The sequence below is a fragment of the Xanthomonas sp. NCPPB 3569 genome (genome assembly GCF_041475645.2).
GTDB lineage: Bacteria > Pseudomonadota > Gammaproteobacteria > Xanthomonadales > Xanthomonadaceae > Xanthomonas > Xanthomonas phaseoli.
In genome coordinates, this window is record NZ_CM192969.1 from 3893569 (window position 1) to 3916638 (window position 23070).

General features: G+C 64.2%; 16 protein-coding genes and 1 pseudogene. 2 read left to right on the forward strand and 15 right to left on the reverse strand.

Translation table 11 applies throughout. The features are described 5' to 3' along the window. Window positions 1-340: 340 nt before the first annotated feature. Together fhuE and ACCQ03_RS16850 are read right to left on the reverse strand one after the other, a co-directional pair. Window positions 341-2521, reverse strand: a complete 2181-nt coding sequence (gene fhuE / locus ACCQ03_RS16845) for a ferric-rhodotorulic acid/ferric-coprogen receptor FhuE (RefSeq protein ID WP_057679428.1) — start codon at window positions 2519-2521, stop codon at window positions 341-343. A gap of 119 nt (window positions 2522-2640) precedes the next feature. Continuing rightward, window positions 2641-2863 (reverse strand): annotated as a pseudogene (locus ACCQ03_RS16850) (hypothetical protein). A gap of 45 nt (window positions 2864-2908) precedes the next feature. On the opposite strand from ACCQ03_RS16850, the gene ACCQ03_RS16855 reads away from it, so the two are divergent. Continuing rightward, complete coding sequence (locus tag ACCQ03_RS16855) at window positions 2909-3349, forward strand: alpha/beta fold hydrolase (RefSeq protein ID WP_209225833.1); 441 nt, start codon at window positions 2909-2911, stop codon at window positions 3347-3349. 171 nt (window positions 3350-3520) lie between these two features. Here ACCQ03_RS16855 and tkt read toward each other — a convergent pair whose 3' ends face one another. The 13 genes from tkt to ACCQ03_RS16920 all read right to left on the reverse strand — a co-directional run bounded on the left by tkt (window position 3521) and on the right by ACCQ03_RS16920 (window position 20354). Beyond that, window positions 3521-5521, reverse strand: coding sequence for a transketolase (gene tkt, locus ACCQ03_RS16860; RefSeq protein WP_057679431.1), 2001 nt, complete (start codon window positions 5519-5521; stop codon window positions 3521-3523). A gap of 239 nt (window positions 5522-5760) precedes the next feature. Next, window positions 5761-7041, reverse strand: a complete 1281-nt coding sequence (locus ACCQ03_RS16865) for a dicarboxylate/amino acid:cation symporter (protein WP_081023038.1) — start codon at window positions 7039-7041, stop codon at window positions 5761-5763. 841 nt (window positions 7042-7882) lie between these two features. Then, window positions 7883-9631: a BatD family protein gene (locus ACCQ03_RS16870; RefSeq protein ID WP_057679433.1), complete on the reverse strand. Its 1749-nt coding sequence runs from the start codon at window positions 9629-9631 to the stop codon at window positions 7883-7885. Further along, complete coding sequence (locus ACCQ03_RS16875) at window positions 9628-11445, reverse strand: VWA domain-containing protein (protein ID WP_057679434.1); 1818 nt, start codon at window positions 11443-11445, stop codon at window positions 9628-9630. The genes ACCQ03_RS16870 and ACCQ03_RS16875 overlap by 4 nt, the downstream gene beginning before the upstream one ends. Beyond that, on the reverse strand, window positions 11433-12449 hold the full coding sequence (locus ACCQ03_RS16880) for a vWA domain-containing protein (protein WP_057679435.1): 1017 nt from the start codon (window positions 12447-12449) through the stop codon (window positions 11433-11435). Before ACCQ03_RS16880 ends, ACCQ03_RS16875 begins: the two co-directional genes overlap by 13 nt. Beyond that, complete coding sequence (locus ACCQ03_RS16885) at window positions 12446-12913, reverse strand: DUF4381 domain-containing protein (protein ID WP_209225831.1); 468 nt, start codon at window positions 12911-12913, stop codon at window positions 12446-12448. The genes ACCQ03_RS16880 and ACCQ03_RS16885 overlap by 4 nt, the downstream gene beginning before the upstream one ends. A 2-nt stretch (window positions 12914-12915) precedes the next feature. Beyond that, window positions 12916-13878: a DUF58 domain-containing protein gene (locus tag ACCQ03_RS16890; RefSeq protein ID WP_057679437.1), complete on the reverse strand. Its 963-nt coding sequence runs from the start codon at window positions 13876-13878 to the stop codon at window positions 12916-12918. Window positions 13879-13898: 20 nt separating this feature from the next. Continuing rightward, window positions 13899-14918, reverse strand: coding sequence for an AAA family ATPase (locus ACCQ03_RS16895; RefSeq protein WP_057679438.1), 1020 nt, complete (start codon window positions 14916-14918; stop codon window positions 13899-13901). Between the two features lie 434 nt (window positions 14919-15352). Next, window positions 15353-17302, reverse strand: a complete 1950-nt coding sequence (locus tag ACCQ03_RS16900) for a type IV pilus secretin PilQ (protein ID WP_057679439.1) — start codon at window positions 17300-17302, stop codon at window positions 15353-15355. 19 nt (window positions 17303-17321) lie between these two features. Further along, entirely contained in the window at window positions 17322-17855 is a 534-nt protein-coding gene (locus tag ACCQ03_RS16905) for a pilus assembly protein PilP (RefSeq protein WP_007974439.1), read from the reverse strand. Beyond that, window positions 17852-18517, reverse strand: coding sequence for a type IV pilus inner membrane component PilO (locus ACCQ03_RS16910; RefSeq protein WP_017156875.1), 666 nt, complete (start codon window positions 18515-18517; stop codon window positions 17852-17854). Before ACCQ03_RS16910 ends, ACCQ03_RS16905 begins: the two co-directional genes overlap by 4 nt. Continuing rightward, window positions 18514-19296, reverse strand: a complete 783-nt coding sequence (locus tag ACCQ03_RS16915) for a PilN domain-containing protein (RefSeq protein ID WP_209225830.1) — start codon at window positions 19294-19296, stop codon at window positions 18514-18516. The genes ACCQ03_RS16910 and ACCQ03_RS16915 overlap by 4 nt, the downstream gene beginning before the upstream one ends. Continuing rightward, the gene (locus tag ACCQ03_RS16920) at window positions 19296-20354 is read right to left on the reverse strand and encodes a pilus assembly protein PilM (protein WP_011348458.1); all 1059 of its coding nucleotides are present in this window, start codon (window positions 20352-20354) and stop codon (window positions 19296-19298) included. Before ACCQ03_RS16920 ends, ACCQ03_RS16915 begins: the two co-directional genes overlap by 1 nt. Window positions 20355-20566: 212 nt before the next feature. Between ACCQ03_RS16920 and ACCQ03_RS16925 the strand changes: the two genes are divergently transcribed. Beyond that, a complete protein-coding gene (locus ACCQ03_RS16925) occupies window positions 20567-22993 on the forward strand; it encodes a penicillin-binding protein 1A (RefSeq protein WP_057679440.1) in 2427 nt (808 codons plus the stop codon). The last annotated feature ends 77 nt before the right edge of the window (window positions 22994-23070 follow it).

Below are 23070 nucleotides of genomic sequence, written 5' to 3' on the forward strand. Positions count from 1 at the left end.
CAGCACGTACATCGGCGCAGCGTGCTGCGTCGATCGGCAGTCATGCACAGCGAGCCCTTTGCATTGTGTACTTCGCAGCACATGTGCGGCGCTGATGTTGAGTGCATCGCATGCCGGTCGACTCGATGACGCAGCAAGCTACCTCACGACAATTGATGTCTCCATGCATGACGTGCCGGTTTGCGCACTCAGCGCGGCTGACGAACGTCCCTGTTCGGCAGCGCGATTTCCTGCAGTCGGCTGAAAATCGGAATACGAAAAAGCACAGGCACCTTTCGCAAGATGCCTGTGCCCTAGCGCAATCGCAGCGAGCGTTGCAAACGCCCGATGTCGCTTCAGATCAGAACGTGTAGTTGAAGGTCAGCATGCCGTTGCGCGATGCGCCCCACGCGCCATAGCCATTGTTGAACTGCGCGTAGTAACGCTTGTCGAGCAAGTTATCGATGTTGAGCTGCACCGAGAACTGCGGCGACAGGCGATAGCGCGCAAATGCGCTGACCAGTGCATACGCGCTCTGCTGGAAAGTGCCATACACAGGGTCCACATAGTACGAACGGTTCTGCCAGTTGACCCCACCACCGACGGTCAGATCGCTCCACGCGCCCTGCGGGGTGTAGCTACTGAACAGCTTGATGGTGGTGCGCGGCAGTTGCGTGTTGATCGAGGCACCGCTGTCGTCGCGTGCGGTGTAGTGCGAGGCGCCCAAGGTCGCGTTCCAGCCCTGGGCCAGGCGGCCGGAGAGTTCGAAATCGAAGCCTTCGCTGACCACACCGTTGGCAGCGACGTAGGCAAAATCGCTGCTGCCCGGCACCAGGGTGCTCGTCGCCACACCCAGGTTGTCCTGCTCGATGCGGAACAGGGCCAGCGAGGCATTGAGCTGATCATCGAACCAGGCCGCCTTGACGCCAGCTTCGTAGCCCTTGCCACTCAACGGATCCAGGTAGCCGCCAGTGGCATCGCGCAAGGTCTGCGGATTGAAGATCTCGGTGTAGCTGACGTAGGTCGACCAGACATCGTCGATGTCGTAGACCAGTCCGGCGTATGGAGTGACTTCGGTCTGGGAGTCGGAGAACGGCACAAGCCCCTGGGTCCCGGCGTTACGGCCATCAATCTGCCAATCGGTATAGCGCGCGCCCACCAGCAAGGTCAGCGGATCGGCCAGCGAGAACCGTGCAGCCACGTAGGCGGCTTTCTGCGTGACGGTGCCTTCGCTCTGTACCGTGCGCGGGCTCCAATTGGGCTCCGGGTACGCGCCGTTCCAGCCCAGGTAGCTGTCCAGCGGTGCTGGGAAGTCGAAGGTACCGTTATTGACGTACTCGCGCCGGTTGTAGCTGGCGCCGGCCACCAGCTGATGCTCGCGGCCGAACAGCTGGAACGGACCTTCCGCATAGACATCGGCACCATCGGCCTTGCGCTCGGTCTGGTAGTTGCCCGAATACGGCACCACGCCACCGCCGGTGGTGCGGTCGAAACCAAAGATCGTGTAGTACGGATAGAACAGGTGGTTCGTCGCTTCGGTCTTTTCGTGGCTCACATTGGCCTTGAGGGTCCAGCCGCTGTCGAAGCTCTGCTGCAGGCTGGCGAAGGTGCGCTGCAGACGCGTGTCCCAGAACGTCCAGTCGGCCGCCGGATTGAACGAGCGCTTGTAGTCGGTACGCGTGCCATCGCTGTAGAACAGCGGGAAGCCGCCCCAGGTGACATCGTCCGATTCCTTCTTCTGGTACTCGTAGCCCACGCTCAACAGCGTGCTCTCGGTGAGGTCGGCATCGATGATCGCCGAGCCGATCTTCTTGCGCAGATTGTAGCGATCCATGTCCGATTCGCCGTCCTGATACACGCCTACCACGCGTGCGCGCACGGTACCTTCAGGGCTCAGCGGCACGGTGACATCGGCCACGCTGCGGGTCTTGTTGAAGTCGCCGCCGCCCACCGACACGGCGCCGGTGAAGTTGCGGCTCACTGCATGCTTGCGCACCAGATTGATCGAGGCCGACGGGTTGCCCGAGCCGGTCAGCAGACCGGTCGCACCGCGCACCACTTCCACGCGGTCGTACAACGCCAGGTCCAGCGCCGAATCGCCGTAGCTCCACGCCTGCTCCATGTAGGCCGGGATGCCATCGAATTGGTAGTTGTCGATGTAGAAACCACGCGCATAGAAGTCCAACCGTTCGCTGTCATTCTGCGAAGCGGAGATGCCCGTGACGTTATTGAGCACGTCGGTGATGCTCTGCAGGTTCTGGTCGTCCATGCGCTCGCGGGTGATCACGGTGACCGATTGCGGAATCTCGCGCAGCGCCAGGTTCATGCGCGTCCCGGCGGAGGTTTTTTCCACCGTGTAGCCCTTGGCCTGCTCGCCCTGCACGGTCATCCGGTCCAACGTGGTGACCTCCGCATCGCCGGCCGGCGTATCGGCCAACGCCTGCCCTGCCGACAAGGTGCACAGCGCGGCGAACACCGCATGCGACAGCGCGCGCGGGCGCAGCGCAATGGGAAGGAGACGCATTACGGTAGGACGATTCATCACAGCTCCGGCACAGGCAGTCGAGGGCATCCATCACGGCAGGGCCGGACGGCGAACAAAGGGGAGGACGCACCACGCAAGCGTGGCAGCGCACCATTTTAATGGGAATGATTCACATTTTAAATAGCCAGATTGGCATGCGGCAAGCAAACCTGCCGATGGCGAGCCACCGACCATGCCGCGGCTGACCCAGGACGGCAGCGAGGTCGCACGCCATGCCTCGCAACCGCTGGGCAAACCCCAGCGCATCCTGGTGGGCGGACCGTCGGGCTCAGCACTGTCGCGGTCGCTATCGCCAAGGCAAATCCGAACCTGTTCCACGCGGATGTCGGCACGGCGCAACTGGTCAATTACCAGGACGTCCTGGCGTTTAGCTACGTCAGGACGTTGAGCCAGCCCCGCGCAGCCAGCGATGCAGATGCGGTCGGCAAGCCGGAGAAGATCGGCCCGCCGCAATGGACCAACCCACGCAACGTCGGAATCCTGCGGCGCATCACGCAAGTACGAAGCCCTGAGTACCGACCGCCACCGGAAGACTGGTTTACCTTCGCAGCGGAGTACAACACGCCCGACTACCGCGCAGCCGATGCGGCTGGGGAAGACGCTTCCTTCCTGCAGTTCGTCGGGCTGGCAGGCGACAGCATGAGCCCGCTGATCGACCTGCGCGCACTCTGGCCGCAGTTCGCCATTCCGGTCTATCTGATTCAGGGCGAACAGGATCTGGTGACTCCGGCGCACATCAGCACAGCCTATTTGGATGCTCTTTCTGCACCGAGCAAGGACTGTCTCCTGCTGCCACGCACAGGACACGACTCCATCCGCCGATGATGGGCGCACAGCTGAACGTGCTGACCAGGATCCGTGCAGCGGCGCTGGCCAACGATGCGCACTGGAACACGCAAGGCGTCCGTTGAACGATGACCTACCGCGCATCGCTTACGAGATCCAACAAAAAAGCCGGCTTTCGCCGGCTTTTTCTTTCAAGCACCACGCAAGGCGTTACAGCGCCTTGGCTGCCGCAACCACGTGCTCGGCGGTGATCTTGAAGTACGCGTACAGCTGATCGGCCGGTGCCGAGGCGCCGAAGGTATCCATGCCGACCACATCGCCATCCAGGCCCACGTACTTGCGCCAGAAGCCGGTCACGCCCGCTTCCACCGCCACGCGCTTGCGCACGGCGTTCGGCAGCACCGACTCGCGGTACGCCGCATCCTGACGATCGAACACGTCGGTCGACGGCATCGACACCACGCGCGTCTTCAGGCCGGACGCATCCAGCGTCTTTTTGGCTTCTACTGCCAAGCCGACTTCCGAGCCGGTGGCGATCAGGATCACGTCCGGCGTACCGCCTTCGGCATCGGCCAGCACGTAGCCACCGCGTTCGATCAGCTTGATCTGCTCGGCGCTGCGCGGCTGATGCTGCAGGTTCTGACGGCTGAAGATCAGGCAGCTCGGGCCGTCCTTGCGGGTGATCGCAGCCTTCCAGCTCACTGCCGATTCCACCGCATCGCCCGGGCGCCACACATCGTTGTTGGGGATGTAGCGCAGCGAGGCCAGATGCTCCACCGGCTGATGGGTCGGGCCATCTTCGCCCAGGCCGATCGAGTCGTGCGTGTACACGTGGATGGCGTGCGCCGGGTTCAACGCGCTCATGCGCACGCCATTGCGCGCGTAATCGCTGAACACCAGGAAGGTGGCATCGAACGGAATGAAGCCGCCATGCAGCGCCAGGCCGTTGGCAATGGCGGTCATGCCAAATTCGCGCACGCCGTAATACACATAGTTGGCGTCCGGGTCGTCGGTGGCCACCGACTTGCTGGCCTTCCACAAGGTCAGGTTGGAATGCGCCAGGTCCGCCGAGCCGCCGATCAACTCGGGAAGCAGCGGTGCGAAGGCTTCGATGGCCAGCTGCGAGGCCTTGCGCGAGGCAATGGTCTGGCCTTCTTCCTGCGCCTTGGTGATGTAGGCATCGGCCTTGGCGATGAAGTCGGCCGGCAACTCGCCGTGCGAGCGACGGGTCAGCTCGTCGGCTTCGCTGGCGTACTGCTTGGCATACTTGTCGAACAACTGTTCCCATTCGGCCTGACGCAGCGTGCCGGTGCCGCCGGCGCGCCAGCCGGCGTAGATCTCTTCGGGAATCTCGAACGGGCCGTACGGCCAATCCAGCGCCTTGCGCGCGCCTTCCAGCTCGTCCTTGCCCAGCGGTGCGCCATGCGAGGATTCCTTGCCGGCCTTGGTCGGCGCACCGAAGCCGATCTTGGTGCGGCAGCAGATCAGCGTGGGCTTGTCGGTGTTTTCCAGCGCCGTCTCGATGGCGGCCTTGATCTTGTCGGCATCATGCCCGTCCACATCGCGGATCACGTGCCAGCCATAGGCCTCGAAACGCGCCGGCGTGTCGTCGCTGAACCAGCCGGCCGTATTGCCGTCGATGGAGATCTGGTTGTTGTCCCAGAATGCCACCAGCTTGCCCAGGCCCCAGGTGCCGGCCAGCGATGCGGCTTCGTGCGAAATGCCTTCCATCAGGCAGCCGTCGCCCATGAACACCCAGGTGCGGTGATCGACGATTTCCAGTTCCGGGCGGTTGTAGCGCTGCGCCAGCAACTTCTCGGCCAGCGCAAAGCCCACCGCATTGGCAAACCCCTGCCCGAGCGGGCCGGTGGTGGTCTCAACGCCGGGAGTTTCGCTGCGCTCGGGGTGACCGGCGGTCTTGCTGTGCAGCTGGCGGAACTGCTTGAGCTGTTCGATCGGCAGGTCGTAGCCGGACAGGTGCAGCAAGGCGTACTGCAACATCGACCCATGCCCGTTGGACAGCACGAAACGGTCGCGGTTGAACCACTGCGGGTTGTTGGGGTTGTGCCGGTAGAAGTCGTTCCACAGCACTTCGGCGATATCGGCCATGCCCATCGGCATGCCGGGGTGACCGGACTTGGCGGCTTCGACCGCGTCTGCGGCAAGAAAACGGATGGCGTTGGCCAGCTGGCGGCGGGTGGGCTGGGTCATGGGCGTCTATGGAAGCGGAGGGGAACACCGCTGGAAGCGGAGATGCCTATTCTCCCATACACAGCGTTATGGGAATCGGAGGTCGCGAATTGGGAATCGGGAATCGGGAATCGGATGCAGCGTTGCGAATTGGTCGCTAACGCCGCTCGCACCGCAACTGCTGCCGCGGTGCGGCATGACCTCCCATCGCACGTCCTGATCGCAACAGCCCGCTTTACCCATTCCCGATTCCCGATTCCCTAATCCTCGCCCTTGGCGACCAAGGTCGTCAGCGCCAGGTCCCCGGTGACGTTCAGCGCCGTGCGGCACATGTCCAGGAAGTGGTTGACGCCCAGGATCATGCCGATCCCCACCGGGTTGACCCCGACCATCGCGCAGATCAGCGCCACCACCGGTAGCGAGCCGGAGGGCACGCCGGCCGTGCCGATCCCGCCCAGGATGCAGACCAGCATCACCATGAACTGCTGGCCCAGGCTCAGGTCCACGTTGAAGAACTGCGCCAGGAAGATCACCGTGACGCCTTCGAAGAGTGCGGTGCCGTTCTGGTTGGCGGTGGCGCCCACGGTCAGCACGAAACGCGACACCCGCGGCGGCAGGCCCATCTCATCGGCCACGCGCAAGGCCGTCGGCAGGGTCGCGTTGCTGGAAGCGGTCGAGAACGCCATCACTGTCGCTTCCTGGGTCTGGCGGAAAAAGCCCAGCGGCGAGCGCCCGGCGAATTTCACCGCAATGCCGTAACTGACCACCATGTGCAGGCCCAGCGCTAGCACCACCACGCCCACGTAGGCGCCCAGACGAATCAGCAGATCGAAGCCGAACAGCGCGGCCAGGTTGAACATGAAACACGCCACCGCATATGGCGCCAGACGGATCACCAGCCCGATCAAGGTCATCGAAATTTCGAAGATGCCTTCGATGCCGCGCCTGAGCGTGGCGACCTTTTCGTCTTCGGTCAGCACCATGCCCACGCCGAACATCACCGCGAAAAACATCAGCGACAGAATCGCGCCATTGCTCGACGCGGCGGCAATCACGTTGCTGGGCACGATCGACAACAGCATGTCCATGCCCTGCGCCTGGGTGCCGGAGCTGGAAATGATCTCGCGGGTGCGCTCGGCGTTTTCCTGGATCAGCTGACTGGCCAGTTGCGGGTCCACGCCCGCGCCGGGCTTGAGCACGTTGACCAGCACCAGCCCCAGCAACACCGCCACGCCGGACAGCACCACGGTATAGCCCAGGGTGCGCCACCCTACTCGCCCGAGCGCGCGGATGTCGCCCATCTCGGAAATCCCCATGACCAGCGCCGAGAACAGCAGCGGCACGATCAGCATGAAGATCAGATTGAGGAAGACCTGCGAAAACGGCGTGGTGACGTACTTGGTTGCCAGGCGCACCCACTCAGCGTCGCTGCCGGCCAGGTAATAGACAGCCAGGCCCAACAACAGGCCAACGGCGAAGCCAATTCCCATCTTCCAATGCAGGGGCAGGCCCGGGCGGCGCGTGGCTGGGGATGCTGTCATCTGGTCAGGCCTTGGTGGACACAAAGACCGGAGCTTAACAAACGCCATGGATGCGGCCACCTACCCGGGATGCTCCTGCGCAGCTGCTGCGGGTAGGTGGGGCTCTCGATGTCGGGGGCGGCAAGCACTTGCGGCTGGCTGGAAGCTTCGCTTTTTAGCGACGAAGACAGTGCAGCCGGCCTTTCGAGTCGTCGCGACGGCTCAGTGCCATCCGATGCTATTGGTCGCAGCCTGGTCTATCGAGTGCGCGGTGCCCTCGCCGCTCGCCGGACACGCCGTGAACCCGTCCATGCGGCCAAGACAGCGCACCAGCACGCTGTCAGGCCGCTTAGTAAAAGGCTTAGCGTCTCGTAGCTAGCGCTCATGGTGGTGCAAGTCGCAGAACACGTGCGCGCTAGCGAACCAGGAACATGTAATGCAGTGCCTGCACCAACTACCGACTCTCTCGACTGGTCCTTGCCCGCTCACCGTCGCGGGACCCTTGGCGGCATGAATGCCGCCGAGGCGCTTACAAGGATGTGCTTGCAGCGTGGCCGGCAAGGGTGGCCGGCAAGGGCCCAGCAGCAACGCCGCAGCGCTATCGCGCTTCGCACTTTTCTGCACAGCGGCAGATCACGCGCAATTAAAATCAATGCGATATCAGCGCGGCAAGGCAGTGTCGCCGCTCAGAGCACGTGAGCGGCCAACGACATCTAACGAGCCACTTAACCGAGTGCAGATCTCACACGCGGAATCGAAGTACCGTTGTTACAGGCCCCTCGTCACACCGGCTGCGGCCGCGCGGCAACTGCGCAACCACTATGTCAGTCGGTCCAGGCCGGCACCCATACAACGCTCTCAATCAAGGCGCAGGCGGATACAGCGGCGCCAGCACCTCCGGTTCGGCTGCGCTGGCATGGTGCCACCGCGGCCCCTTGGCGAACGCTTCGCGCAAGGCGGCGCGTGCGCTGGTCACATCGCCATCGCCGCCCCAGCGTGCGCGCTGCATGCGCGCCACGGCTGCACGCTGGGCCGGGTCTGCCAATGCCGCCATGACCGCATCGATATCGGCAACGCCGGCCATGCCGCAGAGCACCGCCGCCACATCGTCCATGCCGCCGGTGTCGAGCGCGCGGCGCAGCTCGGCCACGCCGTGGGTCGCACGCCTACCCTCGGCTGGCACATTGCTGCCGTTGCCCTCATTGCCGCCTGATGCACCGCGCGGAACACCGCGCCGACGCGCTAACGCCCATACCAGCGTGGCCATCCACAACAGCGCGAATCCGATCGCCGCCGCGATCCATGCCCACGGCGGTCGCGCGGGCGATGGTGCTTGCAAGGTGAGCGTGCGATCCGGTGTCGGCGCCGATTGATCGGGTGTCGGATTCGGCGCCGGTGCCGGCGCAGGTGTCGCAAACGCACCGCTACCCGCCGCCACATCGAGCGTCAGATCGGGCAGTGACGCGGTCTTGGCTGCGCCTGCCCCGACATCCCACCATGCCATCTGCAGCCCGGGCACCACCAACGGACCGGCACGGTTAGGCACGATCGAATAGCGCCGGGTCAGTCGCAGTTGCGGCGAGCCGTCCACGAAGCGCTCCTCGAATTGCGGCGGCTCGGCAAATACCTGCGCATCGGGCACGCTGGGCGTCGGCAATTCGGGAAACTGCGCCTGGGTCGCGCCGCGCGCACTGGCTTCCACCACGAATTGGGCCGCCTCACCGGCTCTCGCTCGCTGTGGCGTGGTCGTGTAGCGCAACTGCAGGCTGCGCAACGGCAGCCACGGCTGCGGCGCATTGGCCGGTTGCGCGCGCACCTGCAGCGGAATGCTTGCACTGCGCGCACTCAGCTCACCATTGCCGCGTCCGAAATAATCGTCGAAAAACCCGCCCACCGAACGCCCATTGAAACGTGCCGGCGGCAGCACCAGACGACCGCTGCGCTCGGGCACCAGCAGGTAGCGCCGCTCCACCACGTTGTATTGGCGTCCATTGACGACCTTGACCGAACTGACGTCGTCGCCGACGCGCTGCATCGATGCCCCGTCGGGGGCCTCAAGATCCAGCTCGCCCGATGCCAGTTGGGTAGCGAAGTACAACCGCACCACCACGCCCACGCTTTGCTGCACGTAGGGCTGCGCGTCGTCCACCTGGGTTTGGACGAACGCTTCCTCATTGCCCTGCGCCGCACTCGGCGCGCCGGCAGCGTTGCCGGGACTGCTTGCGGGATCGTTCGACGCCCCAACCACCTGTAGGCGCAGCGGTTCGGTGCGTTCATTGCCCACGCGGATCGCCGGTACGATCAGCTCGCCGCTCTTGCGCGGCGTCAGCACCACGCCGAACAGGGCGCGCACCGTCACCGAACCATTGGCCACCTGCATCTGCTGATTGGCGCTCTTGGCGCCCAGCACGAAGTCGGTGCGCAACGGCGTGTAATCCGGGTCGACGCCGCGTTGGTCGGTTTCGATATTCAACATCGCCACATCGCCGGCATTGACGCTGTCGCGATCCAGCCACGCGCGCGTGACCGCACCCACCGGCGCGCACGCCAACAGTGCCACGCTGGCCAGCATGCCGATTGCCGCACGACGTAAGTGCTGTCTGCCGATCATCGTCCGTCCCGTTGCCTGCGTTCGTATTCCAGCCTGAATTTGGTACGCAGCAGACTGCCCGGATCGTCCGGTACCCGCCGCAGCCACGCGTCCACCGCCTGACGTTGCTCGCGTTGTTCCGGCGTCTCACTGGCGACGGCGGCCTCCGGCTTGTCGCTGCCATCGGCCTGCTTGTCGCCTGCCTGCGCCATGGCCTGCTGCATCTTGCGACGCTGTGCCTCATCGGCCTGCTGCTGCGCCTTGGTATCGGCAGATTGCGGCGGCGTGTCTTGCTTGCGTTGCTCGCCCTGCCCGTTCTTGGACTGCGCGTCTTGCGAACGACTGTCCTGTGGCGGCTGCGCCTCGGAGGGCTGGCTCTTGCTGTCCTGCTGGTTCTGCCCATCCTGGCCGGATTGCTTGTCCTGCTGGTTCTGGCCGGCCTGCTGTTGCCCCTTTCCATCCTGACCGGATGGCTTCTGGTCCTTGGACTGACCCTTGCCATCCTTGTTGTTCTGCTGCTGACGCTTGCGCGCCGCGTCGACCGCCGCGCGATTGGCGATGGCATCCTGCTGATTGGGATGTTGCTTGAGCGCACGGTCGTAGGCCGCGATCGCCGCGTCGTACTGGCCTTGTCGCGCCAGCGCGTTGCCGAGGTTGTACAGCCCCTCATCGGTGGGCACCGCTTCGAAAGCCTTCTGCGCCGACGCAAAATCGCCCTTGCGATACGCCTGCACGCCGGCATCCAGGCGCTGTTGTTGCACCTGATCGGCACGCTGCCACAAGGTGCCATCGGCCGCGTGCGCGGGCTGCGCCAGCGGCAGCACACAGACCATCGTCAGCACGGCCACCACCGCGCGGCGGCGAAACGCCAGCAGGGACAGCAGCATTACTGGCAGCACCAGCCAATAGCCTTCGTCGAGCCAGCTCTTGCCGCCATCGGACTCGGCGGTTTCATCTGCCAACGGCTGTTGCGATGGATCGAGCACGCCCAACGCCCGCAGATCCGCATCGTCCGGCGCAATGCGCGCATACCGCCCGCCGCCCCGCGCGGCCAGGCTGCGCAGACTGCCTTCGTCGAGCTTGGCCTGGGCAATTTCACCGCTGGCCATGCGATACGCCGCACCGCGCTCGCCGCCCACGCCAAGCGCAGAGACGCTGAAACCGCGCGAACGTGCCACCCGTGCCGAACTTTCGGCGGAGCTATCTGCGCTATCGCTGACAAGCAGGATCTCGCCTTGCTTGAAGCCGGCTTGCTGCAACAGCTGCGCGGCCGCATCGATCGCCCGGTCCGCACGCTTGCCATCGACCGGCATGACCGACGGCGACAGCGCATCCAGAAACAAGGCCACGTTGGCGCTGTCTTCGGTCAACGGCGCAACCGTGAAACTCTCGCCTGCATAGACCAGCAATGCCACCTCGCCACCGGCACGTTTGCGCAGTAGCGTCGCCAGCTTGGCGCGCGCCTGCAGCAGGCGCGATGGCGGCAGGTCGGTTGCGTTGGCACTGGACGACAGATCCAGCACCACCACCAGCGGCATGCTCGACTGAAACACCGGACGCTCGGTCTGCCGCCAGCTCGGCCCGCTCATCGCAATCACGGCCAACGTATAGGTCAGCGCGGCCAGCACGAATCCCAGCCATCCGCGCCGACCGCCGGAGGCCAACAGCTTCGGCAACAGATGTGCATCCACACTTTGCCGCCAGACGTCGGCGTCGCGGCGACGCCAGTGCCACAGCGCTGCCGCCGGTAAGATCGCCAGCAGCGCCCACAACAGCAGCGGGCGCAACAGATGTAGCGACTGCAGCCACCCCGCCAGCTCGGTCAGCGCGTCCATTGCCACCTCCGCGGCAGCACATAGGCCACCAGGGCAATGACGATTGCCGCGCCCAATGGCCAGTAGTAACGCTCCACGCGCGGCTGCACCGAAGGCCCCAGTCCCTTGACCGGCTCCAGCCGATCCAGCTCGGCGTAGATGCCGGCAAGTTCCTCGGTATCGCGGGCGCGGAAGAAGCGTCCGCCGGTCTGCTGGGCAATCTTGCGCAGCCCGTCTTCGTCGATGTCGTCGTTGCCGCCGGCCGGAATCGGTACCCCGAACAAGGAATAGCCGCCACTGCCGCCGAACGCAATGGTGTGCACGCGTACGCCTTCGGCCTTGGCCAGTTCCGCGGCCTTCAAGGGATTGAGCACGCCAGCGGTGTTGACGCCATCGGTGAGCAATACCACCACGCGCTGGCCCTGCTTCTGTTCGCGCAGGCGCTTGACCGACAAGGCGATCGCATCGCCAATCGCGGTTTCGCGCCCGGCCAGGCCCACCACGCTGTCGCTCAACTGATCGCGCACGGAGGTCAGATCTGCGGTCAACGGGGTCAGCGCATACGCACGTTGGCCGAACACCAGCAGACCGACGCGGTCGCCGTCGCGCCGATCCAGAAAGTCCGACAGCACGGCCTTGGCGGCGGTAAGCCGGTCCACCACCCTTCCGCCGAGCACCATGTCGGGCTCGCTCATGCTGCCCGAAAGATCCACCGCCAGCATCATCTGGCGCGCCTCGCGTGGCGGTTGAATCACCTCACCCAGTTGCTGCGGACGTGCCAGCGCGGCGCACAACAAAAACCACGCCAGCCACGCCAGCCAACGCGGCATCCGCAGCACCGGCGCGCTTTTTGCCTGCGCCACCGCCTGCAACTGCTCTGCGTACGGCACGCGGAGTGCAGCCGCATCGGCGCGGCGTTGCGGCCAGAACCACATCAGCAACGGCAAGGGCATCAACCACCACGCCCACGGCCAGGCGCAGTGCGCCAACGCATCCTGCCATTGCGACCACTGCAACCAGTTCATCGCCGGCCTCGCATCAGCGCCACAAAGCGCTGCCGCGCCAACGCTTCTACCGCGGGCAGATCGCTGACTGCGGGTGCGCGCTGGAAGCCGCCTTCCAGCACAGCCCGGCCCGGCCCCTGCGAGAACACCTGGTCCTTGCGCTTGCGCCCATCCAGAAATTGCAACCATGCCTCGCCCTGCAAGCGGTCGGCCTGCGGATCGACGCGACGCGCGGCACGTCGCAGCAGGACCGACACGGCCGCCAAGCGCTGCGCCGGCATCGTGGCGCGCGCGAGTTCAGCATCGAAAGCAGCCAGCCAGCGGCGCTGGCGCTGGCGCTGTCGCCGGCGCCACCACCAAAAAAATGCACTCCCCACCACCAGCACGACCATCGCGATCACCAGCCACCAGCTCGGCGCCAGCGGCCACCACGACGGCGACGGCGGCAAGTGCACATCACGCAGCGGCAGCGACTGCGGGGACACCGTCAGCGACTCCGGGCGGCAGGGCTGCCGCCCAGCCAGGCATCGCTGGCATCGTCGGTGGACAGGCGATGCAAGCGCACGCCGCGTGCCTGCAAGAGCGCGCCCAAGTGCTCCAGCGGCGCGACAAATTCGGCCTGCCAGCGCGCACGCCCGGCCTGGGTGGACAGATCGATCGCGATGCGCTCGCCACGCACGTCGAAGGTGACTGCACGTGCCGGCGGCGCCAGTTCCAGCGGATCGACCAGCACGATCACCACCACCTCGTGATGCAGGGCCAAGCCCGACCAGCGCGTGGCAGAAATCCGGCTGGCGCTGCGCGCATCGGCCAGCACGGTCAGGCGCGCGCCGGGACGTAACAGGCGCGCCGCGTGATCCAGCGCCACCTCCAGTCCCGCATCGCCGGACGGCGGTTGGGCATACCAACGCGCCAGGGCATCCAACACCGGCAGTACACCACGCTGACCGGACCGCGGCGCAATCGGCGCCTCGCTCGCGGTGCCACGCAAGGCTGCGATGCGATCGCCCTGGCGCTGCGCCAGCCATGCGGCAACCGCGCCGGCGCGTGCGGCCTGCACCGATTTGTAGCGTACGCGCGTACCGAAAAAGAGCGCAGGCGAGGTATCGGCCACGATCAGGCTCAAGCGCTCGCGCTCTGCCTGGAACAACTTGGTGTGCGCCCGTCCGGTTCGCGCAGTGACGCGCCAATCGATATGCCGCGCGTCATCGCCGGCCACGTACTCACGCGACTCGGCATATTCCATGCCGCGCCCGCGCGTGGCGGCCGGCACCGGCCCCACCACTCCGTGCCGGCCACGTCCCGGTTGACCGCGATGGATTGCGGTACCGCGCAGCGCAATCAATTCTGCAAGCATTGGCCGCACCCCATCGCCAGCGACGGGCGAGGGGGCGGTTGCAGGGGACGAGAACGGCATCGAAGACATCGGCGTCTGGCGAGAGTGCGGCATACCTCGGCGACGCTGCCCGATCAGGGCAGCGGAATCTTTTCTAGCAATGCAGCGACCAGGCGTTCGCCATCCCAGCCCTCGGCGGTGGCCTCATAGCTGGGCAGCACGCGATGCCGCAATACATCCGGGGCAATGGCGCGGATATCGTCCGGCGTCACGTAGTCGCGCCCGGCCAACCATGCACGCGCGCGTGCGCACCGTTCCAGTGCGATCGAACCACGCGGGCTGGCACCCCAGGCGATCCGGCGCGCCAATGTCGGGTCGTAACGCTTGGCATCGCGCGAGGCCAGCACGATCTCGATCAGATAGCGTTCCAGCTGCGGCGCCAGATGCACGTCAAGCACAACACGGCGCGCAGCGAAGACATCTTCCAACGGAATCTTGTCGGGCACGGTCTCGTGCTTTTCCAGCGTATCGCGGGCGGTCTCGCGTGCCAGGCGCAGGATTTCCGCCTCGGCGTCGGCCTGGGGATAGCCGATGCGCACATGCATCAGGAAGCGATCCAACTGCGCTTCGGGCAGCGGGAACGTGCCCTCCTGCTCGATCGGGTTCTGCGTGGCCATCACCAGGAACAACTGCGGCAGCGCATAGGTATGCCGGCCGACCGTCACCTGCCGCTCGCCCATCGCCTCCAGCAGCGCGGATTGCACCTTGGCCGGTGCGCGGTTGATTTCGTCGGCCAGCAGGATCGGGTGGAAGATCGGCCCGGGCATGAACTCGAACCGGCTGTCCTGCGGCCGCCAGATTTCGGTACCGGTCAGATCGGCGGGCAGCAGGTCCGGGGTGAACTGCACCCGCGCAAAATCCGCTTCCAGCCGCGAGGCCAGCGCACGGATGGCGGTGGTCTTGGCCAACCCCGGCGCGCCCTCGACCAGCAGATGGCCATCGGCCAGCAAGGCAATCAGCAGTCGCTCCACGAGCGCTGCCTGGCCAACGATGCGCTGCGCAAGCGACTCGCGCAGCGAGGTGAATTGACGGTGCAGCCGGTCCTCGGCGGGCGCGGCAACGGCTTCGGGGGGGAGCAGTGGCGGTGCGTTCATAGGTCCAGTGTGACCGATTCGAACGCGATTGGTTCACTTGGCGATTGGATCAGGTTCAGTCAAGGCCCAACATCTGCTCTGGATCACAAAGATCACTGGGTAGTGAAAATTCGTTCCGTCGGAAGGCAACCTCTGTTTCGTATCAGACAGATTTCGACCGCAGTGGTTAGAGCACCCTCGGCGCCGACGCAAACAGTCCTTATTGCTGCGCAGCCTGAAGCTCACCCTTTTGCGCTGTATCAGCTGCCAAGCTGCCACTGACCCTTGCGAACCTGTACGTCGGCATGGACATCCTCACGACACATCCTAGCCGCCACCTTGACTACACCACGGTCGACGGATATCAAACTCGGACAACCACACTAACTATTTCCAAAATTTACGTTCTATACGAGAAAGGCCGCTTTCGCGGCCTTTTCCGGTAAACATTTCAATTACGGATTCGCGCTGGCCACGCGAAGCACCTTGGGAGTTACAAATACCAGGAGCTCGGCCTTCTCCTTGCTGCGCCCACGCTTCTTGAACAGATTTCCGAGGAAAGGAATATCACCAAGAAACGGAACTTTGGAGACGCTTTCGCGATCGGTAAATTCGTAGACGCCACCAATGACTACCGTCTCACCGTCGCCTACCAGCACAGCAGTGTTGACCTCGCGGCGATTAATCTCGGGAACTGTTCCGTAGCCTTCCAAAATAATGAATCGAGCCACCTCATCCTTCTTGACGTTCATATTCAAGAAGACGCGATTATCGTTAGTTATGGTGGGCGTAACCTTCAATTCAAGCAAAACTTCCTTGAACTGCACATTCGCCTGCGCGGCGGAACCTGCCGCACCACCGCCACTGATTGTCACATAGCCGATCTCCCGGCCTTGCTTGATGACACCCTCACGCTGATTGGCCGTCACGATGCGCGGATTTGAGACCACCTCGCCTCGCCCCTCCTCTTGCATTGCCGAGAGCTCTATATCGAGGTTGAAATTTGATCCAAGCAGGGTATAAGCCAAACCGGCCGCCCTGCTATTGGTAAAGCCACTGGCCCCCAGATCGACATTCAGTCCCGAAGGGAACAAATGCGAAGCCAGCGTTGTACTGGTACCGGTATTAGCGATTTCGTTAGCTCGTTGAGCTGCAGTGTTCTGGAAGTTGACGTTACTCTCCAGCGCCCCGCTCAAAATTCCACGTCCGGTCGCGCCAGTGATGCCAAAACGTGCACCCAAATCACGAGCGAAAGTATCCGTCGCAATGACAATCCGGCTCTCGATCAGCACCTGATCCACCGGGCGATCGATATGCGAAATCAGCTCGCGCATCTGCGCAACTTTTTTCGGGATATCGCTGATCATCAATGTATTGGTGCGTTCATCGGCAACCAACCGACCGCGTGGCGAAAGGAAACCATTGTCCTGCTGCCCCGCACCACCTTGTCCGCCCTGGCCACCCTGGCCGCCACCGCCGCCACCGATTCCTTTGGCCTCTGTCAGCGCTTTGAAGATCACCGCAGCATTGTGGTAATTGATCTGCACATAATCGGTGATCAAGTCCTCGCGGTTCTCGATCGCGATGCGGGCGTCTTCCTTGTCCTGCTCGAACTTGGCCAGCTCCGGTTGCGGGGCGACCCACACCACGCCGCCATCGCGACGCTTGTCCAGGCCCTTGGCACGCAGCACGATGTCCAGCGCCTGGTCCCACGGCACGTTCATCAGGCGCAGCGTGACGTTGCCCTGCACGGTGTCGGAAGCGACGATATTGAGGTTGGACTCCTCGGCGATCAGCTGCAGCACCGTGCGCACCGGCACGTCCTGGAAGTTGAACGTCACCGGGCGACCGCTATAGCCGCGCGCGGCGATCTGCGCGGCAGCCTGCGTGACCGCCGCCGGGCTTACGCCGCCCACCGCCGGCTGGCCCTTGCGCGGGGTGATTTCCACCACGTATTCGTTGCCGGTCTGGTAGGCCAGCGAGTCGAAGGCACCCTTGGTCGACAGCACCAGCTGCGAACCGGAGCCGGACGGCTTCACTTCAACGCGCTGCACCGGCGTGGCGAAGTCGGTGACATTGAGCGGGCGTTGCAGCTCGGCAGGCAGCTTGGCATTGCTGATGTCCACCAGCACGTTGTCGCCCTGCGTCCGCAGGTCCGGGCTAGCGCCCTGGCCGTCGAACTGCAGGATCAGACGGCCAGCGCCGTCTTCGCCGCGCTTGAAATCGATTTTGGACACCGCCAGGCTCGCCGGAGCGACCTTGGCCGGATCCGGCGCGGGCTGAGTCAGCGCCGCGGCGGCGAACGCGCTGCCGCTCGCCAGCGCCAGCGCGAACCCCAACGCGCAGGCCTGGAAGATCGCGTGGCGTCGTACCGGACGCAGCCGCTGGGCATTGGAAAACGTCATCGTGCTATCCCCTATCACTTTATTGATCATCCAATGCGAGTGCGGCCGGCCGTTCAAGCCATCCACCCGCACCGTCCGGCACAAGTTCAATCAGCTCGATGCGGTCTTCGTAGACCCCGGTCACCCGGCCATCGCTCTGTCCCAGATACACACCCGGCCGCACCCGGTAGGTCACCTTGTCAGGCGCCATCACCAACGCGATCAGGCCCGAACCGCCGCCAATGGTCCCCACCATGTCGAGGGCGTCGAGCGGAAAGGCTTCCAACGGTTCCTTGCGCCGGTTCGGATCCGGGCGTGTGCCGTTGCCACCTTCCGCGCTGACCCAGGCATCGCTGAACGGGTCGCGCATCGCCTGCGCTGCATATTCGAAGGTCTCGAATTGCTGCATCACCGGCAATGGCTCCAGCGGCGGCGCAGGACGCGCGCGCACCTCGGCAACCCAGGCTTCCAGATTCGGCGCATCGCCCGGTGTGCTGGTCACACCGCGCGTGCACGCCGGCAATACTGCAATTAACGCCACACAGGACAGAATCTTGAGCAATTTCATGGTCATTGGCCGCCCTTCTTCGCAGCGTTGGCCGCAGCCTTTTCCTGCTCGGCCATTTCCTCATCGTCCAGATAACGATAGGTCTTGACCGTTCCGGACAGCTCCAGCGCACCGCGCGGGCCGATGCCGGCCTTGGGGTCCTTGGGCTTGAGGTTGATGTCGTGCATGGTCAGGATCACCACGCGCGGCAGCGAGGCCACACCGCTGACGAAGGCACCGAACTGGTGGTAGCTGCCCACCATGCGCAGAGCGATCGGCTTTTCGGCGTAAAACTCCTTCGGCGATTCCGGACCGGGCTGGAACAGCTCGTTGGACAAGCCACTGGACAACGCGGTCTGCGAGATGTCGATGATCAAATCCGGCATCTCGGTCTTGCTGGGTAGCTGACGCAGCATCTGCTGCAGCACCTGTTCCATCTGCGCGAGCTGCTGCTTGAGCGGCTCCAGGTTCACCGCGCGGCCCTGTTGGGTCTCGAACTCGGTGCGCAGCTGGGATTCGGTGCTTTCCAGGCTTTCCAGTTCATCGCGCTTGCTGCTGATCAACAGGAACCAGGCCAGCACCATGATGAACAAGCCGACCACCACGCAGAACACGATGCGCGCCTGCTGCGGCCAACCGCCGATGTTGTTGAAATCCAAATCGCTGAGCTTGAATGATTTCTTACTCATGACGCCGCCCCCTCCTGCGGCCGATTGGCTGGCGCCGGTGCTGCCTGCGTCGGTGCAGGAGCAGCGGCCGGCGGCGTTGCGGGCGCCGGCGCCGCTGCCGGAGCAGCGGGCGTCGCGCCGGCAGGTGCTGCATTCGGTGCGGCGGTGCCCGGCGCAGCCGGGTCCACTGCGCCCGGCGCGGCGCCGTTCTTGTCGGCCTCGTTCGGATTGGCCAGCTTGACCTTGAGCGTGAACACGTACGGCAGCGTCTTGGTGTCCATCGACGACGCGGCAGGTTGACCGGCCTTGTCCTGACTCTTGGCCTCGATGATCGACAGGTCCGGATTGGTCATCCAGCCCGAGCTTTCCAGGTTGCGCATGTACGCACTGACCCGCGCATTCGATTGCGAGCGACCTTCCAGCGTGAGGATGTCGCCATCCTGCTTGATGTTGGTCAGCGCCACACCATCGGGAATGGTGCGTACCAGCGAATCGAACAGGTGCACCATCTGCGAGCGGTTGGCTTGCAGTTCCTCGATCACCTTCTTGCGGGCAAGCAGGCGGTCCTTCTTCTTGTCGAGTTCCTTGATCTCTTCGTTCTGCGCCTTGACCTTGTCGATCTCGGTGGTCAGAAACGCATTGCGCTCGGTCTGGCCGCTGATCTGCGCGTCGTAATAGAACCAGATCAGCGCCGACAACAGCACGCCGCCCAATGCGGCGAAGCCCAGCATCGAATAGAACTCGCGCTCGCGGGCCTTTCGGCGCTCCGCGCGCCAGGGCAATAGATTGATTCTTGCCATCAGTCGAAGCTCCTCAGGGCCAGGCCGGTGGCGATCATCAATGCAGGCGCATCCAGCGCCAGCGCATGGGCCTGGACCTTCGGGCCAAGCGTCATCTGGGCAAGCGGATTTGCAACGACCGTGGTCACGCCCAGTTGCTCTTCCACCATCTCCGGCAGGCGCGCCAGCGCAGCGCAACCGCCGGCCAGCACGATGCAGTCGACGCGGTTGAACTCACTGCCCGCATAGAAGAACTGCAGCAGACGGCTGATCTGCTGCACCGTGGCTTCCTTGAACGGCTCCAGCACCTCGACCTCGTAGCTTTCCGGCAGGCCGCCCTGACGCTTGGCAAGGCCAGCCTCTTCATAGGTCAGCCCGTAACGGCGCATCACTTCGTCGGTGAGCTGCTTGCCGCCGAACACCTGCTCGCGGCTATACAGACTGCGGCCGGAGCGCAGCACGCTCAGCGTGGTCATGGTCGCGCCGATATCCACCAGCGCCACCACCGCATCGGCGGCCACCGGCAATTCGCTGGCAACCAGTGCGAAGGCGTTTTCGACCGCAAAGGCCTCCACGTCCATCACCTTGGCGGTCAAACCACCGAGTTCCAGCGCCGACTGGCGCAGTTCCACGTTCTCCGAACGCGAGGCGGCCAGCAGCACCTGCACCATGTCCGGGCTGTTGGGCATCGGGCCCAGCACCTCGAAATCGAGATTCACTTCCTCGATCGGATACGGAATGTAATTGGTGGCTTCCAGTTCGACCTGGGCTTCCAGGTCGCTATCGTCCAGATCGGCCGGCATCGGGATCAACTTGGTGATCACCGCCGACCCGGCTACAGCAGCTGCCGCGTTCTTGGCCTTGCTGCCGGAACGGTTGATGGCGCGGCGAATGGCTTCGCCCACCGCCTCCACTTCGACGATGTTCTTTTCCACCACCGCATTCGGCGGCAATGGTTCCACCGCGTAATGTTCCACGCGAAAACGGTTCCCGCTGCGCGATAGCTGCAAGAGCTTCACGGCAGTAGAACTAATGTCGACACCAATCAGTGGCGACTGACTCTTGGGTAAAAGCCCCACGGTAACTCCCCTGCCGACGGGCACTTGGACGCATGTGCGCCCTCGTATTAATAATCAAATTTTAACAGTTGACAAGCCCTTCACGCGCTAGGCAATGACCCGGCGACGCGACCCCAGTGCTGTCTTCTGCGATCCCCAGAGTTCGGCCCCAGCCAAACTCGGCGTCATCTATACTCTGTGACCAAGAAATCTGCAATCGGAATCTCTCTTACATGCCCCGTATTCGCCGTTGGCTGGGCTGGATCCTGGCCACGATCGTCGTGCTCGCACTGCTTGGCGCTATTGCTGCCGGCGGCCTGTATTACGCCATTTCCTCGAAGTTGCCGGACGTTCAATCGCTCAAGCAGGTAGAGCTGCAGGAGCCGATGTACGTCTATTCCAGCGATGGCCGGCTCATGGCCGTGTATGGCGAGACCCGGCGCTACCCCATCCAGATGAAGGACGTGCCGCTGCGCCTGAAGCAGGCCTTCCTGGCCACCGAGGACGCGCGCTTCTACGAGCATGGCGGTGTGGACTACAAGGGCATCGCCCGCGCGGTATGGCTGCTGACAACCACCGACGCCAAGCGCGTGCCGGGGGGTTCGACCATCACCCAGCAGGTGGCGCGGCAGTTCTTCCTGAGTTCGGAGTACAGCTACACCCGCAAGCTGGCGGAGATCCTGCTGGCCCGCAAGATCGAAAGTGAGCTGAGCAAGGACGAGATCTTCGAGCTGTATCTCAACAAGAGTTTCTTCGGCAACCGCGCCTATGGCGTCGGGGCCGCTGCCGAGTACTACTACGGCAAGAAGATGAGCGAATTGAGCCTGGACGAGATGGCCTCGCTGGCCGGCATCCCCAAGTTCCCGTCCAGCGGCAACCCGATCAGTAACCCTGAGCGTGCGCAGGAGCGTCGCGACTATTACGTCCTGCAGCGCATGGCCGACCTGGGCTTTGTCAGCCAGGCCGAAGCCGACGCCGCCAAGGCGGTTCCCATGCATGCCAAGCCGCATGAGCCGCCGGTGGAGGTGTACGCCCCTTACGTGGCCGAGCTGGTGCGCCAGGAAATGATCGCCAAGTACGGCGGCGATGTGCTCAACAAGGGCTACCACGTCACCACGACCATCGATGCGACCCTGCAGACCGGTGCGGACGTGGCGGTCGCCGACGGCTTGCGGGTCTACGATCATCGCCATGGCTGGCATGGCGTCGAGCAGCACTTCGACGTGGCCGCCGATGTGGACGCGCCCGCGCTGGCCAAGCACCTGGCAGGCGCGTTCACCCAGGGTGGACTGCGTGCGGTGATCGTGGCGCGCACCAATCCCGATGGCGGAGTCACGGTCGTGCAGAGCGACAAGACCGAACTGACCCTGCCCGCCAGTGCCAGCCGCTGGACCGGCAAGACCCCGGCCAAGCTGCTGACCCGCGGTGACCTGACCCGCATTCGCGCCGGCGAAAAAGACGGCGAGTGGATCATCGACCAGTTGCCGCGCGGCCAGGCGGCGTTGGTGTCGCTGGATGCCAACAGCGGCGCCCTGCGTGCGCTGGTGGGCGGCTTCAGCTTTGCGGGCAACAAGTTCAACCGCGCCACCCAGGCACGGCGCCAGCCAGGATCGAGCTTCAAGCCGTTCGTCTACGCCGCCGCATTCGAAAAGGGCTTCAACCCGGCCTCGATCGTGCTGGACGCGCCGGTGGTGTTCCGCGACCGGCGCGGCAAGACCTGGTCGCCGCAGAACGATGGCGGCGGCTTCCGCGGGCCGATGCGCCTGCGCGAGGCGCTGGTGCAGTCGCGAAACCTGGTGTCGGTACGCCTACTGGATGCGATCAGCGTCGATTTCGCACGCAAATACATCAGTCAATTCGGGTTCCAGGAGGCCGAGTTGCCGCCCAACCTGTCGATGTCGCTGGGCACCGCCTCGCTGACGCCGCTGTCTGTGGCACGCGGTTATGCGGTGTTTGCCAATGGCGGCTCACGGGTAGATACCTGGATTGTGGATGAGGTCAAAGACCGCGAGGGCAATGTCATCTTCAAGGAAGTGCCGGCGGTGGCCTGCCGCACCTGCGCCCTGCAAGGCGGCAATGTGGCGCCCGTGAGCCAGGTCGTGGATGGCTTCAACTTCGGCGCACAGGCACCGGAAACACCGCCTGCCGCACCGGCCACGGCCACCGCGGCGCCGGCACAGACCGCCCCTGCTGCAGCCGCGCAGACCAAGATCGCGCCGCGCGCGATCGACGAGCGCACCGCCTACCAGCTGGTGTCGATGATGCGCGACGTGGTCCAGCGCGGCACTGGCACCGCGGCCAAGGTACTCGGCCGCGAGGACGTGGGCGGCAAGACCGGCTCCACCAACGAGCACCGCGACGCCTGGTTCTCCGGCTTTGGCGGCCCCTACGTCACCACCGTGTGGGTAGGCCGCGACGACTTCCGCTCGCTTGGCTATCGCGAATACGGTGGCAAGGCGGCGCTGCCGATCTGGATCGACTACATGCGCGTGGCGCTCAAGGACAAGCCGATCGCCGCCAACGACCCGCCCGACGGCATGACCCAGGCCACCATCAATGGCGCGGTCGAATGGGTGAAGAACGAAGATCTGGACCGCCTGCAGGATTACGACTACGGCCTGCAGGAACAGCAGGACGAGAAGGCGTTCGACATTTTCTGAGAGCCGGGATTCGGAAATTGGGATTGGGGAATCGGAACGGCATGGCTGTTCGGTTCCCCAATTTTTTTTGCCACCGA